Below are 16,306 nucleotides of genomic sequence, written 5' to 3'. Positions count from 1 at the left end.
TTTAACGTTTAGAAGATGTTATGCCTGTGCGGCAGCTGTTTTCAGCGCTTCCACAATTGTGTTGGGCGCTAAGGTGAGTTTGAATGCATTGCCACCCTGCGACTTCGCATTGGTCATTGCCATGCTGGCAGCCTTGCGGAAGTTCTCTTCTGTGGCGGACTTGCCTTTCAGCCAGGCCTCTGCTTCCTTCAAACGCCAGGGTTTATGCGCTACACCACCCATGGCCAATCTCACGTCGGCTATGTTGCCACCTTTGATCTGCATCGCTGCACCTACTGATACCAGCGCAAAGGCGTAAGATGCACGGTCGCGTACTTTCAGGTAATGCGTATGTGCTGACAGCTGGTTGAAAGGAATGTCTACTGCAATGATCAGCTCTCCCCGCTGCAGGTTGTTATCCTGCTCAGGGGTATCGCCTGGCAGACGGTGAAAATCTCCGAAGGGAATTTTCCTTTCGCCTTTAGGACCAGCCACTGTAATCACTGCATCCAGGGCAGTGAGTGCTACACACATATCACTGGGATGTACAGCGATGCATTTATCGCTGGCGCCAAAGATGGCGTGCATCCTGGTGAAACCTCCTATTGCGCCACAGCCGGAGCCGGGATTACGTTTATTGCAGGGCAATGCATTGTCGTAGAAATAGTGACAGCGGGTACGCTGCATCATGTTACCACCTACAGTGGCCATGTTCCTCAACTGCGGAGAAGCGCCTGCTTTCAGGGCCTGCGACAATAGTGGGAAATGTTTGATGACCAGCGCATTTTCCGCAACAGCAGTATTCTTTGCCAGCGCTCCTATACGAAGGCCGGTCTTTGTTTCTTCTATTGTGGCCAGTGGCACATTGTTGATATCTACCAGCCTTTCAGGACTCGTCACACCACTCTTCATCAGGTCTACAAGGTTGGTACCACCTGCCAGGAACATCGCAGTTTTATCTTTTGCCATAGCGGATATGGCAGATTCTTTAGAGGTGACCCTCACATAACTGAACTGGTTCATACTTTTTTCCCTCCCTGTTTTACGTCCATGATAGCATCTACGATATTGGAGTAAGCGCCGCAACGACAGATATTGCCACTCATGTATTCACGCACTTCATCTGGTGTATTGGCATGCCCTTCACGAATGCAGCATACGGCAGACATGATCTGTCCCGGTGTGCAATAACCGCATTGGAAACCATCATGCTCCAGGAAAGCCTTCTGCATAGGATGCAGGTTGTCTCCGTCTGCCAGTCCTTCGATGGTAGTCACATTCCGGCCCTCAGTGGTCAGGGCCAGTGTCAGGCAGGAGTTCACCCGCTGACCATCCACATGTACGGTACAGGCGCCACACTGTCCGTGGTCGCAGCCTTTTTTAGTACCTGTCAGATGCAGACGTTCCCGCAACAGGTCCAGTAAGGTAACACGTGGTTCTATCCTGACACTTTGTTTCACTCCATTGATGGTAACGTTCAGCGGCATTGTTTCAATAGCCGATGCGATCTGCTCATCAAGTCCCTTCTCAGCGGCTTTGATCACAGTGTCGGGCGTAAACGCCAATGCAGTGATCAGAGAGGATTTCTTCAGGAAAGAGCGCCGGGATGTACCGGTATGCTCCTCGTTTTTGAGTTGGTCATCCATAGTTTGCTTCAGTTTCAGTTTGACAGTATTGTGCGATTTCGTTGTTGTATAAAGCTTCCGGCAATTGCAGGTTTTCTGTTTTGTTCAATAGCTTCCTTCGTTCTTTGAATGGCGTTGCTTCAACATAATAAATTTTCTCAATAACGCGGGTCATGAAATGACGAATGGAAGATCTCAGCCCTGCAAGATATCAATTAAACCAACATCCCCGCTCCTAAGCCTTTACCAGCATGTATCGCCAGACACCCCGTTATATACATCTCCGCATAATGGATGTATGTAAGCGGTGCAGGCATTGCCAGGACAGCCGCCAAAACTATACCGGACGGTAATAACAGCTGCACTATTTTTCAGGATAGTTTGATACACGCGCTGTCAGCCACTCATCGTTTCAAAATTGCGTTTATACTCATTTTTTACTAGACTTGCCGGTACAATGAAGATCTCTCATTACATATTTCTTGGATTCGTATCCATCCTGGTACTGTTTTCCATCACTACATTCGTCAACTTCAGCTTGTCAAATGCCGTGATGGAGAACAATGATTACTTCACCCGGTCCACCAACCTGGTGCGTAACAGCAGCAGGTTCCAGCGGAATCTGCTGACGATGGTAAATGGGCTCAGGGGCTATCTGCTGACAGGTGAACACTCATTTGTGGAGGCTTATGACACTGCCAATACTGAAAATACGCAGATCCTGAAGGAAATGGAAGGGCTTATCACCGACCCGGCACAGAGCAGAATGCTCAGGGAGATCAAGGACCTGAATGATCAGTGGACAGAAGAATACACCGATCCGCTGAAACAGGCCAGGATGTCTGCCGGCATCAGTCGCGAGCACCTGGATACCTTCAACAGGGTGTATAAGGAGAAGTTTGCCTCCGGTCATGAAAGAAGCATACAAACGGCCCTGCAGCAACAATTCAAAGCATTCACTACCTCGGAATATGCTATGCGCGATATCCGGAAAGAGGAACTGGCGGCCTCTGTAACGCGCACCAACAGGTTATCTTTACTGCTGACTTCCACATCTATTATCCTTGGATTATTCATCATTATCTTCGTCACCCTGAAGATATCCCGCCGTATCAGGGTTATGACGGATATGGCCAACAATATCGCCAGTGGGCATTACGATGTGACTATTAAAGACCTTGGTAAGGATGAATTGAGCTCTCTCGGCAACGCGCTCAATCATATGGCCAGTGAATTGTCGGGGAATATTACCCTGTTAAAACGATCCAATGAGGAACTGGACCAGTTTGCCCAGATCGTGTCCCACGACCTGAAAGGGCCCTTGAGAGGCATCAGTAATGTGGTATCCTGGATTGAAGAGGATCATCAGCAGGAACTGACTCCCAAGGTGGCTGAATATATGGAGCTTATCAAAGGGCGTGTACACAGGGCTGAAAACCTCATTGAGGGACTGCTTTCCTATGCCAAGGCTGACAAGGAGGAGATTGAAAAGGAGGAGGTACAGCTCAATGCGCTTGTGAAAGAAGCGGTAGACAACCTGCCTGATACCGGTGATGTACACGTTGAGATCGGCGATCTGCCGGTTGTTTATGCAGAAAGATTATGGCTCTTCCAGATCTTCTCAAACCTGATCAGCAACGCCATTAAACACAATGATAAGCCCTCTCCCAGCGTTAAAGTATATTATAAAGAGCAGCCCGATCACTATGAATTTTTCATCGAAGACAATGGAAATGGTATTGAAAAGCATTATCAACAGCGGATTTTTATTATTTTTCAGACTTTAAAAGACAGAGATAGCTTCGAAAGCACTGGGGTAGGATTGGCAATAGTCAAGAAAATCATAGATCTGAAGAAACAACAGATCAACGTAATTTCTTCACCAGGCAAGGGTTCTGTCTTTTCATTCACCTGGTCAAAAGAGTAACAAATGCAACCGATTAATATTTTATTGGTAGAAGACGATAAGCTGGATGTGATAGATATTAAGCGTTCACTTGATAAATTGAATATCTTTTACAAACTGACCAACGCCAAAAATGGCGAGGAAGCCATCACGTTGCTGAATGATCAGATCAACCCTGATAACGGACCATTGCCGGATGTGATGCTGATCGATATCAACATGCCCAAAGTGAACGGCTTTGAAGTACTGGAATATATGTGCGACCGGGAGGAATTCAGAAAGATCAAACGCTTTATACTCACTACTTCCGGCGACCGTACAGACAAAGCTACCGCAGAGAAACTGGGTATATCAGGATATATCATCAAACCTTTAAAGCTGAATAGTCCTACTGCGATGGATGCATTTAACCTGATGATAGATCTGCTGAACTTTAAGAAGAATTAACCGAGGCACAACAGCATTACTTTCTTTCTCCTGCATACACATAATTTTCTCCTTTCGTCTCTGCTGCGGAGGATCTTTTTTTCTTCATAGCCGGCGCTGCTTTCTGTTGTCCTGTCAGTATCTCCTGCGGAATATACAGATGGCTTTTGGCCCTTGTAATAGCTACATACAACAGGTTGATCTCTTCTGACAGTTTTGAGATATTGACCTTGTCGATGTTCTCTGCCTGTTTCACTACTTTGTCGTATGTGATGAAGTCGTTCGTCAGTGTCACCTCATCATACTCCATTCCCTTGCAACGATGTACAGTGGAAAAGATCATGTCTGCTTTCTCCTTATCATCGTGGTCCAGGTGGCAATCTTTCAGTTTTTTAATATAACCGGGGATCTTCGTTCCATATTTCTTCACCATATCCACCAGCATACCCATTTGCGCCTCTCCTGTCGTTTTAATATACTCTTCCAGGTCTTCCATGCTGTCCATGCTGGCAATGGTCTTATCCCTGATACGGCCGATATCGCCTGTATAGAGATTTAAGATATCATATACGGAAGCGCCTTCATTGGCATATGTATAATTCTCCAGCCTGCCCTCAAAATAAATGGTTCTGATCTCTTTCTTTTCGATCAGCAGTTCAATCGCCTTCACCAGCAAGCCTGCATTCGTTCTTGCTACCACTGCACGGGTATTATTCTTACGGGACCTTCCGAAGCCGATGATCTTTACCGTGATGGGAGCACTGTACAACTTCTTCCACTGTATTACATAAGACGCCAGTTCTGCAATGTCCTGGTCGAAACGGAAACTGGTACTGAGTGTATATAAGGGATAATTCAGTTTATCGAGTGAATTCACCGCATGACGCCAGCCATAGATCTGCTGATGGCTGTCGCCTACCAGCACCTTAGTGCCCTGTTGTGAACGGAATACATCCAGCATGGCGCCGGAAGCATCCTGTCCTTCGTCAAAAAGAATAATGTCGTAGTCCAGTACAACACGTGCCAGCTGGAATTTCTTCAGGTAGAAATCGTGTGTGATAGGGATCTCTCCCTTGTTCATTTTGTCAAGGAATAAGCGGGTCTGGTACTGGATGTCCTTTTTGTATTTAGTGGCAAATTCGATGGCTTCTTTATCTGTCAGGATATCTTCATAGTCCAGGTCCTGCACTTTCGCAGGTGCGCTGTTGCAGAAGTAAGCGAGATAAGCGTTGATATGTGTAGCGAGGATAGATTCGGTGTGCTTGCCCTTCAGGCCCCGCAGATTCAGGATGTCTACGATCTCATTGACCTTGTATCCTTCACTTTTAAGCGTATAATTAGAGCCTCTTACGATGTAATAGAAAGCCAGCGAGTGCGCCGTTTCTACTCTCACATGGGAAAGCTTCATAGCTGCGAATTTCTTCTCTGCTTCCAGCTTAACGGTTTTGTTGAACGCGAGGTACAGAATGCGTTTGTCAGGCCTTGCCTTTGCATATTCGGCCAGTGTGGTGGTTTTACCGGCACCAGCTACGGCGATGATCCTGATGTCTCCTTTGCTTTTGATGATGGCGGTCTGCTCCTGGGTCAAATTCATGGGTGCGAAATTACGTCATATGGGATTATTATCATGGGGGACGTTGTCAATTAACGAGGGGTTATCATCGTACGGATTTCCCGGGGTTGTCACGCCGCGCTACAAACACCTGGACTCCTCCGGAGTCCTATTGCGGTTTGTTGATAACGTTATGTTTGATGATGATTTGTTAGTGACGTTGTCAGGCATACCATACATCATCGGGGGATAAAGACAGATAGATCTCCTCTCCTACACGGTGATGACTGTTTCCTGTTTTGACTGTGACTACGCTGGAGGGCAGTTGTACGGCTATTTCATAGATGCTTCCCATGAAGTGTACTTCCTTTACTGTTCCCTTCAGTGTGTGTTCTGCTTTATCAGTGATCTCAAAACGTTCGGGCCGGATGTACAGGCTTTTACCATTGACACTGATACCGGGAAGGCCTTTGAAATCCTTCGCTGATGTGGGAGGGATCAGGTTGTAGGCGCCAAACAGGGCAGCGGCATATTCATTTACCGGCTGACTGTACACCTGCTGAGGCGGTCCCTGTTGCAGGATCTGCCCATCTTTCATAACGATGATCTCATCTGCCCAGGACAAAGTATCCAGCGGATCGTGGGATACCAGCAGACAGGTGATATCGAGACGTTTGCCTATTTCATGGATCACCTTTTTCAATGTGTTCTTATGGATAGGATCGAGATTGGAGTAAGGTTCATCGAGGATGAGGAAACGCGGCGCAGTAGTGAGCAGTCGCGCCAGCGCCACACGCTGTTTTTCACCACCTGACAACTGATCATTTTTGCGTTTCATCAGGTGACTGATGTGACATATTTCATAGAGCGTTTCCGCTTCTTCGTCAGATAACGTATTGGCGTATGACAGGATCTCTTCCATCCTGTAGTGGTTGCGCAATTCATAGTGCTGGGAAAGATAAGCGATACCCGGCTGTCCTGGTAGCAGTCTTTCCAACGGACCTTTCACACGCACATTTTCAAACAGCACTTCTCCACCATCCGCCTGTGTGAGTCCACCTATTATTTTCAGCAAAGTGCTTTTACCTGATCCTGACTCTCCTGCTATGGCTATTTTCTGGAATTCCTTTTGTGTGAAGCTGACACCTTTCAGCACCTCCTGGTCTCCCTCCTGCTTGCGCACACCCGATACTTCTAACAGATTCATATAAAGCTAATATCACATAAAAAGCTGCAAATTACCATTTATACGGGCAGGAAGCAAACTATCGCTGCTCAGGCAGGGACTAAAAAGTTCAGTTCCCGCTTCAAAATGCTGACAATGTAGCTTTTGCCCTGTCCTGCTTTTATTAGTTCATCGTCAATATGGGCGTGTTCATCTTCCCAGCCTATCCTGATATTTTTCCCTTTGATGACAGGTAGATCATAATCTTTATGTGCAGCAGAGGTGATCCTATCCCTGATATATGCTGAAAAGGCTTTTCTTTTATCTTCTCCCAGCAATATCACTTCCATTTCTCCATCTCCCACATCGGCATCTGCATTAAGGTTTAATCCGGGGCCGATGGATCGGATATTCATGACCTCTACCATCAGGTATTTGCCGGAGTGGTCCACACCGTCAATCTCCAGCCGGCATTCCTGGGCAGTATAATCGGCTACAACATCATGCAGCATTTCCAGAGCCATTTTTAGTTTCTCTTCCGGCTCGTCTGGTTCTTCCAGTTGTTTCATGGCCGCCATCAATACCGGGAATATGCCAAATCCGAAGCCTTCGAGGAAGAACATTTCTTCATGAAAACCAGCTATCCTTCCTATATCGAATTTCTGAATATGCTGCCGGCGCCAGGATTCAATGATATCATCCGCATCGCCCATCAGGTGTAGTGACCTGCTGATGTTATTGGCTGTGCCCATGGGTAACAGGGCAATGGGATATCTTTTATCGCGTGCTTTACCATTGAGAAATTCGAGAATGACTTTTCTGACCGTACCATCCCCTCCTGCAATGATTATAAAATCTGCATCTGGTGTAAGTTCTTTGACCCATTCCTTTTTTACATTCGAGTATATACAACGGATGCCATGAGCACTGATCTGTTTTATCAGCTCATTTTCTGAATGGTCCTTATCACCCGCTTTGGGGTTGTGCAGTAAATGCGCTTTCATAACATATTATTTGCAAAAAGGATACCATGCCCCATGGCATGAATTTGGAGGCCGCATAGGTATGAAAATACTAATTACCAACGATGACGGCATTTACAGCCCGGGTATAGCTTTCCTTGCAAAGGTGGCAAGGAAGTTCGGAGAGGTAAGGATAGTAGCGCCTGATGTGGAGCAGTCTTCTATGGGACATGCGGTAACGCATTCCCGCCCGCTTTCCTTCAAGGCCTCTCCCATTAACTTTGAAGGTATAGAAGCGTATAGGGTAAACGGCACACCTGCCGACTGTGTGGCGTTGGGTACTCACCTGTATGCAAAGACGGATGTTGTGCTATCGGGCATCAATATGGGGCCCAATCTCGGTAACGGGATGTGGCATTCAGGTACGCTGGCTGCTGCCAAGCAGGCTGTACTACTCGGTATTAAAGGTATTGCACTGAGCACCCCCGTGGGTAAGTCAGAACCCAATTTTCCGGCTTTTGAGAATTATGTAGAAATGGTGCTTCAACTGTTGCTCGAAAAGCCCGGATTGAGCCTGTTTAACGTCAATTTTCCACCTCAGCCAAAAGGTATCCGGTGGACGCGGCAATCGGTACGCCTGTATGACGGAAAGATCGTACCCGGTACCGACCCCATGAACCGTAAACACTACTGGTTCACTGTTACTCCCCTGGAGCCTGCAGAGGAAGGTACCGACCGATGGGCCGTGGAGAATGACTTTGTTTCCATTACCCCTTTGCGGCTTGATCTTACAAACGAAGCAGAATTACAAGCGGCCCTTAACGGCCAATCCTGATAGAACCATGTACTTTTCGTCCTGGCAATCGTTTCCGGTCGCCAGGACATCCATCTCTCCCTACATATTTGCATTATAAATAATATTACTATATTTGCGCCCGCAACCCCAGTAGGATTGTTGTGATTGTATTCCGCCCGTACACAGAATCACCGTTTTACTGTATTTGTCAATCTGATTAAAAAGGAAACCGAATGCTATTCGTCATAGTGACGATGTTTAACCTATACCCATACAAACAATTTACAAACCATGAAAAAATTAGCACTCAGCCTGCTGGCTGCAACTGTGTTCTTTGCTGCATGTAGCAAAGACGATGAGAAAACTCCTGACCAATCTTCTGTAAATGGCCTCACTTACAACGGGGAATTTTTGGCGACTCCTTATTGTAACATCGTCCATGAGGATTTAGCTGGAAGGCAAATAAACTTTACGGATAAAGCATTATTTGGTAAGGATAGTAATTATACCGGTAATGTTACTGTCTTCGGTATTTCTTTCGACACTACTGAGATTGTACCAAATACGACTTATACCTATAAGTCATCCGGGGCTGCGGGCTTCGACAAAGCAAAGAATTTTTCTTATATCTACGGCTACTACAAACAGCCATTTGCCAATGGCGATTTCACTAAAGAGGCTGAAGATCACCGCCTGAATACCAGTTCGCTGATCAGTGGTTCTATCACTGTTAAGAAGACAGAGAAGATTTATGACATTGTATATGAGCTGAATTTCAAAGACAATCTTACTGTCAAAGGCCAGTTCAAGGATACCGTGAACGTTGTGCCTCTATAACTGAAAAAATTCTCCTACTTAAGGAAGACTGCCTGTTCGTATGGCAGTCTTTTTTTATTCCGCTCATCAGAAACTATTTATATATTTGTGTTATTATCGGTATAGACTACAAGAAACCTACAACTAATGAAGATGTCAACTCTCAGCCTTGCGGCTGCTATACTATTTTTATACTTTTCAGGATGCGTATACGGAGGTAATGATGGTGTAAATCCCCGTAATGGTTTTGTACTCAATGATTCACTTTTCCGCACGGAGTATGCTATCAGGAAGAACTGGACAGGCGGTGTTGAAGTTGCCTTTACAGATATGAAGCAATCCGCATCCTTCTCCGGCAAGGTACATACCGTTCAGTTCCTGCTGGAAACATTATCAGATAAAGTTACCTATACCTATATGCCATCCGATTCAGCGGCATTTGACAGGGACAAAAATTTTGATGTGGCATTACTTTACCAGAATGTCATCTATAAAGAGGGACAGGAAGTAACGGGAACAGGCGAGATCCTCAGTAAGCCAACAGGAGGAAGTCTCACTTTTGTACAGGGGCCGGAATATCAAACCTTCACATATGTACTTGAATTTGGTGAGCGCCGTATCACAGGTGTATACAAAGGGAAGGTTACAGTAATTGAATAACGACGCTAAACGTTGTTCAGATAAACAGAGAAATGAAAGTAATACAGGAATGGCTGTTCCGCATTAAACCGGGATGGCCATTCCTGTTTTACGGAGTTATCAACACATGGCCGCAACATCATTTCAGTTGCTATTTTATAACACTGTTATACCATAAAATAAATGCAGTAATGCAACAGGTCCATTGCATGCAGCATCAATGCAGCGAAGTCCTGAAATAACTGACAGCAAAGCATTACAGCCGACACTCATCTCTCACTTCTATCATCAATTTACAATCCTATTTAATAAAAAATAAAGGATTCAGTTTAAACAAAAAAAATAAATTCTCACAAATACATTCTACTTTGGCATCGTGAATTTTGATAATGAAGCTAGACACATTTTCATTTCCACGACTCAAAAAAAATTGTATAACCCGGATTCCCTGCAGGAAGTTCAAGAAACATTTGTTCGTTATGTAACTCAGTCCATGTGACCCGTTATCTTACGCCATTCCACCATTTTTTTGTTTTTCTTATGTAAAACCCAACCCCCATGTCTGTTAACATTCAGTTTACTAAAGGCAGTGGCATACGCCTTTATACTTCGCATGACGAAGAGTACATCGATGCCGTGTCAGGTACCTTTAACCTCTCTCTCGGATACAGTCATCCTGAAGTGGTAGAGATCCTGCAACAACAGGTAGAAGACCTGATACATGTTTCCTCCTCATTTACCGGCGATCTTGCTTCCAATGTGCTGCACAGCATTCTGGAACATGCTCCTGAAGGTATCACCGATGGCTGGATGCGTGATATCATTGGCTCCACTGCCAACGAAGGTGCTGTTAAAATAGCCAACAAGTTCAATGGTAAAAATGAAGTACTCAGCCTGTCCCTCTCCCATCACGGACAAACTCTTTTCACCACCAGTATTTCAGGAAATGCTTTCAGAAGAAAGTCATTCGCCAACACCATCTCTAACAAACATGCTATTGTGCCTGCGCCCTATTGCTACAGATGCCCTTATGCTGCTAAGTATCCCAATTGCGGTTACTTATGTACGGAAGCGATCTACGACTATGTAGAATACGGCGGCTCCGGCAATGTATCCTGCATCATCATGGAACCCATCCTGGGTAACGGTGGAAACATTGTGCCGCCTCCCGGGTATTTTGAAAGGATCAAAAAGATCTGTGATGAACTGGACATCGTCCTTATCTCTGACGAAGTACAGACCGGCATCGGCAGAACTGGTTACATGTTTGCCAGTGAACATTTTGATATGCAACCAGATATCATCACGCTTGCGAAAGGATTAGGCGGTATAGGCATTCCTACTGCCGCCATCCTCTACAGGCCTGAATTTGCGGTGCTGGAGAAATTTGAGCACTCCTATACTTCCGGTGGTAACCTGCTCTCCCTCGCTGCTGCTCAGAAAACAATGGAGATCGTATCCCGCGAAGGATTCCTTCAGAACGTGCGCGATAACGGTGTAGTACTCGGCAATCTGCTGAACGGCCTGAAAGAAAAGTATGGTCACTTCATTGGCGACGTAAGAGGAATGGGATATATGTGGGGCCTGGAGATCGTTGATAAAGACGGCGCTCCGGATGTACCACTCACCAACAGGATCATTGACAAAGCGCTCGAAGAAGAGAGACTCATTCTCAGAGGCTCCCGTTACGGCTTTGGCAATGTAGTAAAAGTAAGACCCGCTCTCACTGCCACTGTCGACGATATACAGGAGATCTGCGACAGACTTGACAGATTATTCAGTCAGCTTTAAAAATTGTTACCCATGCAAGCTATCGTTTATCACGGCCCCTGGAACATTCAATTGGAAGAACGGGAAGAACCCGCTATCACATTGCCTGATGAAGTCATCGTAGAGATCCGCGCTACCGGCATCTGCGGTACAGACCTCAGTATCATCTCCGGAGAATATAATGCAAGGGAGAAAGTCATCATCGGCCATGAATCTGCCGGTGTGATCGTTGAAAAAGGCAGAGGTGTTGAGAACTTCAATGTAGGCGATCGTGTCATTATCGACCCTACCTATTACTGCGGTTATTGTGAGAACTGCAGGAAAGGATTACGCAATCATTGTTTCCTCAAATCGAGCACCGAAGCAGGCGTCTCTATTGACGGTACATTCACTAAATACTTCAAGACCACCAAACGTTTTATCTATCCGCTGGGTGATGATGTACCTTTTGAACAGGGTGCTATGTCTGAACCACTCAGTTGCGTACTGACAGCGGTGAAGAAACTGGCGGTCACTCCCTTTTACAACGTAGCTATACTGGGTGGTGGTCCAATCGGACTGCTATTCTACCTGGCTTTGAAACAATACGGTATACAGGCAGGTACTATCTATGAAACTTCTGCCAACAGAACTGAGTTAATCTCCAACAATGATATTCTCACTTCCGGTTGGTACCTGTCTGGTCATTTTGCACCTCGTAAACACCAATATGATCTGATCGTAGACACTACAGGCAGCATGCTGGAAAAATCAATCGATGCAGTAGCCGATGGCGGAAAGATTGCACTGATAGGACTGCGTAATAATCAGCAGACCATTAATCCACGTGAGATCACCGACCGCAGTATTTCCATCATCGGCTCCATTGATTCACAAGACACCTTTAAACATGCTGTTGACCTCATCAACAGTCAGGTGCTGGGACTGGAGAAGATCATTACAAAGGCGTACGGCATTAATGAATTCAAAGATGCTGTATCAGACCTGGGATGTAATGTTGCCAAACGTCAGCGTAACAACGACATTTCCAGCCTGAAATCTGTCATCAAGTTTTAAAACTGCTTTTATGAAGTACATTATTTTTGATATAGATGGTACATTGACTGATACCACCGAGATAGACGATCTCTGTTATACACAGGCCATTGCTACTACTTTCAATTTCTCGGACTTTAATACCAATTACGGGCATTACGAGAACACTACCGACTCAGGTATTCTAAACCAGTTATCACTTGAGCGCAGGAACCGTCCGTGCACAGTTACCGAAATCGAGAACTTCATAGATTGCTTCTGCAACTTGCTGGAAGCCGCCTATGAGAAACACGCCGGTCACTTCCGGGAAATTCCCAAAGCAGGTAAGATCATCAGCACATTTTCCCGTAATGAAGATCTGAGGATAGGTCTGGCTACCGGCGGATGGAAACAATCTGCTTTGTTTAAATTGCAGTGTGCGGGCATCAATATTGAAGATTGCAGTGCGGCATCTTTTGCACAGGATGCTTTTGCAAGGCGTGATATTATCGGTCATACCATCAACAAGATGAACAAGCGGCATAATGAATCGCCCGAGCTTTCTGATATTATTTATGTCGGTGATGGCAACTGGGATTACCAGGCCACACAACAACTTGGCATAAAGTTTATCGGTATTGACAATAAGAAGCTGGCTCATATCAACGACATCATCAAGATCTCGGATTATGATGAACTGGAGCAGCATATTGGCCTCATGACCTTAACCTCGTAACGATTTATGAAAGATCTGACTGTCCATCTTAACCTCAAGCGGTCTCACCGTATTGCTGCAAGCGTTTTCTTTTTCATCGCCGGACTGACTTACACCAGCTGGGCCTGCCGGATCCATGATATCAAGGCTATCTTCCAGCTCAACAATGCTGCATTGGGCGGCGTATTGTTTGCCCTGCCCATTGGTCTGATGGTAAGCCTACCCGTATCCGGCTGGCTGGTAACCCGCCTGGGTAGCCGCAAAGTACTGATCAGTGCCGGATTGTTATTCCCCCTTATGCTTTCTGTGATCGGATTAGCTTCAGATATATGGCAGTTAGTGATCCTCTTGTTCTGTTTCGGCTTTATGAACAATGTTTTTGAAATATCCATGAACACACAGGCTGTTGGAATAGAGGCATTGTATGGCAGGTCCATTATGGCCTCATTCCACGGTCTGTGGAGTTTAGCCGGTTTTGCCGGTGTAGGGCTTGGCACTATCGCTATTAACATGGAGCTGCCGGTGTTGCAACATTTTATCTTCATCTGCATTATCTGCTGGGCATTGGTATTGATCTTCTATCGATACCTTTTGCCTGCAGATGAAGTTTCAGATAGTTCACAACCCATCTTTGCCAAACCAGACAGCAGCATCCTTAAACTGGGGCTGATCGCTTTCTGCAGCCTGGTAACGGAAGGTACCATGTTCGACTGGAGTGGTATCTATTTTCAGAAGATCGTGGAGGTACCCGAACACCTCACTACTGCGGGATACATTGCTTTTATGAGCACTATGGCAGGTGGCAGGTTCATTGCCGATAGGTTTGTAACAAGACTGGGCACTAAAAGAGTTTTACAGGTCAGCGGTATGCTGACTACCTCGGGCTTATTGGTGGCAATCTGTTTCCCCTATCTCATTACTGCTACTATTGGATTTCTGCTGGTGGGTGTCGGCGTATCATCAGTAGTACCATTGGTGCTGGCGTTGGCAGGCAAGTCGAAAACAATGCCTCCCGGTGTGGCTATTGCTGCTGTATCTACTGTCGGATTCCTGGGTTTCCTGCTAGGCCCTCCGATGATTGGTTTCATTTCTGAAGCTACCAGTCTGCGCTGGTCTTTTGCACTGATTGCATTACTGGGTTCCGGCATTACCTTACTGGCATCACAGGCGGGTAAGATCTCTGAAGAGAAATAGTTGTACTTTTGGCGATCCAAATCCTCAGCTCCATGATATCGCTAAGTTCAAATTACCCGGTACTGGCCGACCAGCAGGCCGTATTCAAATCTATTACAGACAGCCATTGCACAACTTACAATGAGTGGTTTACCGTTAAACCAGCCGCAGGCAACCAGGAAGACAGACATGTAGCAGCCGGATGGATCTCCCGTAGCGGACCTGCTATCAGTACAGATCGTGTATTCATGGCGATCTCTGGTCACCAGGCTATTATCGTGGCACTGCTTGCCGCATCTTTGCAGGGCACAGCTATTGCGGTTGATGAGTTTACCTATTCCAATTTCCTGACGATTGCCCGGCTGTTGAATATACAGCTGATCGGCTGCAAAACGGATGAAAAGGGAATGTTGCCGTCGGCACTGGAAGCTGCCAGTGCACAACACAATGTCAGGGGTATCTATATTATGCCTACTGTCAATAACCCTACGGGTGTTGTGATGCCATTGGAGCGCCGGCTGGAACTGATCGATATCGCCCGTAAGAATGGGCAGATTATTATTGATGATGATGCCTATGGCTTCCTGGATGATAATCCTCCAGCCAACTTTGCACAGCTGGCGCCTGATCTGGGCTGGTATATTTACAGTCTGTCCAAACCATTTGCGCCTGATGTTAAGGTAGCATTCATTGCTGCTCCTGAGCAATACAAGGAGCAAATCATCATGTTACTGAAACTGACTTCCAGCAATCCGTCTACTTTCTTTACCAGGTTTGTATCGACTGCTATTACCAGCGGGGAACTGGAGAAGCTGATTCTCAGGAAGCGTGAGGAAGGTAAGTACCGGCAGATGAAGACGAGGGAGGTGCTTTCAGGGTTTGAGGTGTATGGGCATGAGAATGGTTTTCATTGCTGGTTGAAGCTGCCGGCTGGTATTACATCTGCGGTGTTGTATGCTTCCTTACTACAGGCTGGTGTGGAGGTGATGCCGGGAACTATCTTTGCCGCGCCAGGAGTTAGCGTAGGTGAGTATATCAGAATAGCGATGGGAGCGGAACGGGATATGAGCAGGGTGACAGAGGGGTTGGAGATCATCAAAAAGCTGATTTGTTAAGCGTCTTTGGTAACAGGGATGCCCCTTCGTTTTATTTACGCTATAAGTGTCGATAAGTCTTCCGGGATTTTATAGTTGTAAACATTACTGTAAATGATGTGTTAATTATAGCCGGAAGAATTTATGGAAGGAAGAATGTTCTACCTTCGCAGTATTAAACAAGCGATATATGAATACGAATATTGGTATTACTGAAGCAAACAGACAGCAGGTAGTTAATCAGCTGGTAAAATTACTGGCTGACGAGTTCTTACTTTATACTAAAACCCGTAACGCACATTGGAATGTAGAAGGACCCGATTTTCACTCCATGCATTTATTCTTCGAATCACAGTACGAGGAACTGGATGAGATCATGGACAGCGTAGCAGAAAGGATCCGTACTCTCGGTCACTATGCACCAGGTACGCTGAAAAGCTTCCTGGAACACACCCATCTGACTGAGTACAGCGAAAGAGACAATAACAGCCTTGGTTTTATTAAGGAATTACTGGAAGATCACGAAAGCATTATAGAGTTCCTGAGAGGTAACATTGACGCATTCACCAACACGTATAAAGATGCAGGTACCAGTGACTACATTACAGGACTGATGGAAACGCATGAGAAAATGGCATGGATGTTACGCGCGCACTACCGCAAATAATTACCAA

Annotated in this window: 16 protein-coding genes; 11 read left to right on the top strand and 5 right to left on the bottom strand. The window is 45.9% G+C overall.

The window, feature by feature from the left end; genetic code table 11:
* Positions 1-18 precede the first annotated feature (18 nt).
* Both BLR32_RS13625 and BLR32_RS13620 read right to left on the bottom strand, forming a co-directional pair.
* Positions 19-1,002 carry an FAD binding domain-containing protein gene (locus tag BLR32_RS13625; RefSeq protein WP_089832632.1) on the bottom strand — a complete coding sequence of 328 codons (984 nt, stop codon included), beginning with the start codon at positions 1,000-1,002 and terminating at the stop codon, positions 19-21.
* Positions 999-1,625: a (2Fe-2S)-binding protein gene (locus tag BLR32_RS13620; protein WP_089832630.1), complete on the bottom strand. Its 627-nt coding sequence runs from the start codon at positions 1,623-1,625 to the stop codon at positions 999-1,001. Before BLR32_RS13620 ends, BLR32_RS13625 begins: the two co-directional genes overlap by 4 nt.
* 436 nt (positions 1,626-2,061) lie before the next feature.
* On the opposite strand from BLR32_RS13620, the gene BLR32_RS13615 reads away from it, so the two are divergent.
* A complete protein-coding gene (locus BLR32_RS13615) occupies positions 2,062-3,531 on the top strand; it encodes a sensor histidine kinase (protein ID WP_089832628.1) in 1,470 nt (489 codons plus the stop codon).
* 3 nt (positions 3,532-3,534) lie between these two features.
* Positions 3,535-3,957 (top strand): response regulator, encoded by a 423-nt coding sequence (locus BLR32_RS13610; RefSeq protein ID WP_089832626.1) that lies wholly within the window; start codon positions 3,535-3,537, stop codon positions 3,955-3,957.
* Positions 3,958-3,973: 16 nt separating this feature from the next.
* On the opposite strand, the gene BLR32_RS13605 is transcribed toward BLR32_RS13610, so the two are convergent.
* The 3 genes from BLR32_RS13605 to BLR32_RS13595 form a co-directional block, all read right to left on the bottom strand.
* The gene (locus BLR32_RS13605; RefSeq protein WP_089832624.1) at positions 3,974-5,530 is read right to left on the bottom strand and encodes a UvrD-helicase domain-containing protein; all 1,557 of its coding nucleotides are present in this window, start codon (positions 5,528-5,530) and stop codon (positions 3,974-3,976) included.
* A gap of 181 nt (positions 5,531-5,711) precedes the next feature.
* Complete coding sequence (locus tag BLR32_RS13600; RefSeq protein ID WP_089832622.1) at positions 5,712-6,695, bottom strand: ABC transporter ATP-binding protein; 984 nt, start codon at positions 6,693-6,695, stop codon at positions 5,712-5,714.
* A 68-nt stretch (positions 6,696-6,763) separates the two neighbouring features.
* On the bottom strand, positions 6,764-7,657 hold the full coding sequence (locus BLR32_RS13595; protein WP_089832621.1) for a diacylglycerol/lipid kinase family protein: 894 nt from the start codon (positions 7,655-7,657) through the stop codon (positions 6,764-6,766).
* Between the two features lie 61 nt (positions 7,658-7,718).
* On the opposite strand from BLR32_RS13595, the gene surE reads away from it, so the two are divergent.
* The 9 genes from surE (at position 7,719) to BLR32_RS13550 (ending at position 16,299) form a co-directional block, all read left to right on the top strand.
* Positions 7,719-8,450 carry a 5'/3'-nucleotidase SurE gene (surE, locus tag BLR32_RS13590; protein WP_089834154.1) on the top strand — a complete coding sequence of 244 codons (732 nt, stop codon included), beginning with the start codon at positions 7,719-7,721 and terminating at the stop codon, positions 8,448-8,450.
* A 252-nt stretch (positions 8,451-8,702) separates the two neighbouring features.
* Entirely contained in the window at positions 8,703-9,248 is a 546-nt protein-coding gene (locus tag BLR32_RS13585) for a hypothetical protein (RefSeq protein WP_089832618.1), read from the top strand.
* A 126-nt stretch (positions 9,249-9,374) separates the two neighbouring features.
* Complete coding sequence (locus BLR32_RS13580; RefSeq protein WP_089832616.1) at positions 9,375-9,887, top strand: hypothetical protein; 513 nt, start codon at positions 9,375-9,377, stop codon at positions 9,885-9,887.
* Between the two features lie 537 nt (positions 9,888-10,424).
* A complete protein-coding gene (locus BLR32_RS13575) occupies positions 10,425-11,657 on the top strand; it encodes an aspartate aminotransferase family protein (RefSeq protein ID WP_089832614.1) in 1,233 nt (410 codons plus the stop codon).
* 12 nt (positions 11,658-11,669) lie between these two features.
* A complete protein-coding gene (locus tag BLR32_RS13570) occupies positions 11,670-12,692 on the top strand; it encodes a zinc-dependent alcohol dehydrogenase (RefSeq protein ID WP_089832612.1) in 1,023 nt (340 codons plus the stop codon).
* A gap of 10 nt (positions 12,693-12,702) precedes the next feature.
* The gene (locus tag BLR32_RS13565) at positions 12,703-13,386 is read left to right on the top strand and encodes an HAD family hydrolase (RefSeq protein ID WP_089832610.1); all 684 of its coding nucleotides are present in this window, start codon (positions 12,703-12,705) and stop codon (positions 13,384-13,386) included.
* 6 nt (positions 13,387-13,392) lie between these two features.
* Positions 13,393-14,559: an MFS transporter gene (locus tag BLR32_RS13560; RefSeq protein ID WP_089832608.1), complete on the top strand. Its 1,167-nt coding sequence runs from the start codon at positions 13,393-13,395 to the stop codon at positions 14,557-14,559.
* A gap of 32 nt (positions 14,560-14,591) precedes the next feature.
* Positions 14,592-15,653, top strand: coding sequence for an aminotransferase-like domain-containing protein (locus tag BLR32_RS13555; protein ID WP_089832607.1), 1,062 nt, complete (start codon positions 14,592-14,594; stop codon positions 15,651-15,653).
* Positions 15,654-15,822: 169 nt separating this feature from the next.
* Positions 15,823-16,299, top strand: a complete 477-nt coding sequence (locus BLR32_RS13550; protein WP_089832605.1) for a Dps family protein — start codon at positions 15,823-15,825, stop codon at positions 16,297-16,299.
* Positions 16,300-16,306 lie beyond the last annotated feature (7 nt).

The sequence above is a fragment of the Chitinophaga filiformis genome, from assembly GCF_900102545.1.
Classification (GTDB): domain Bacteria; phylum Bacteroidota; class Bacteroidia; order Chitinophagales; family Chitinophagaceae; genus Chitinophaga; species Chitinophaga filiformis.
Note: the sequence above shows the minus strand (reverse complement) of the source record. Positions and strands in the feature narration are given on the sequence as shown.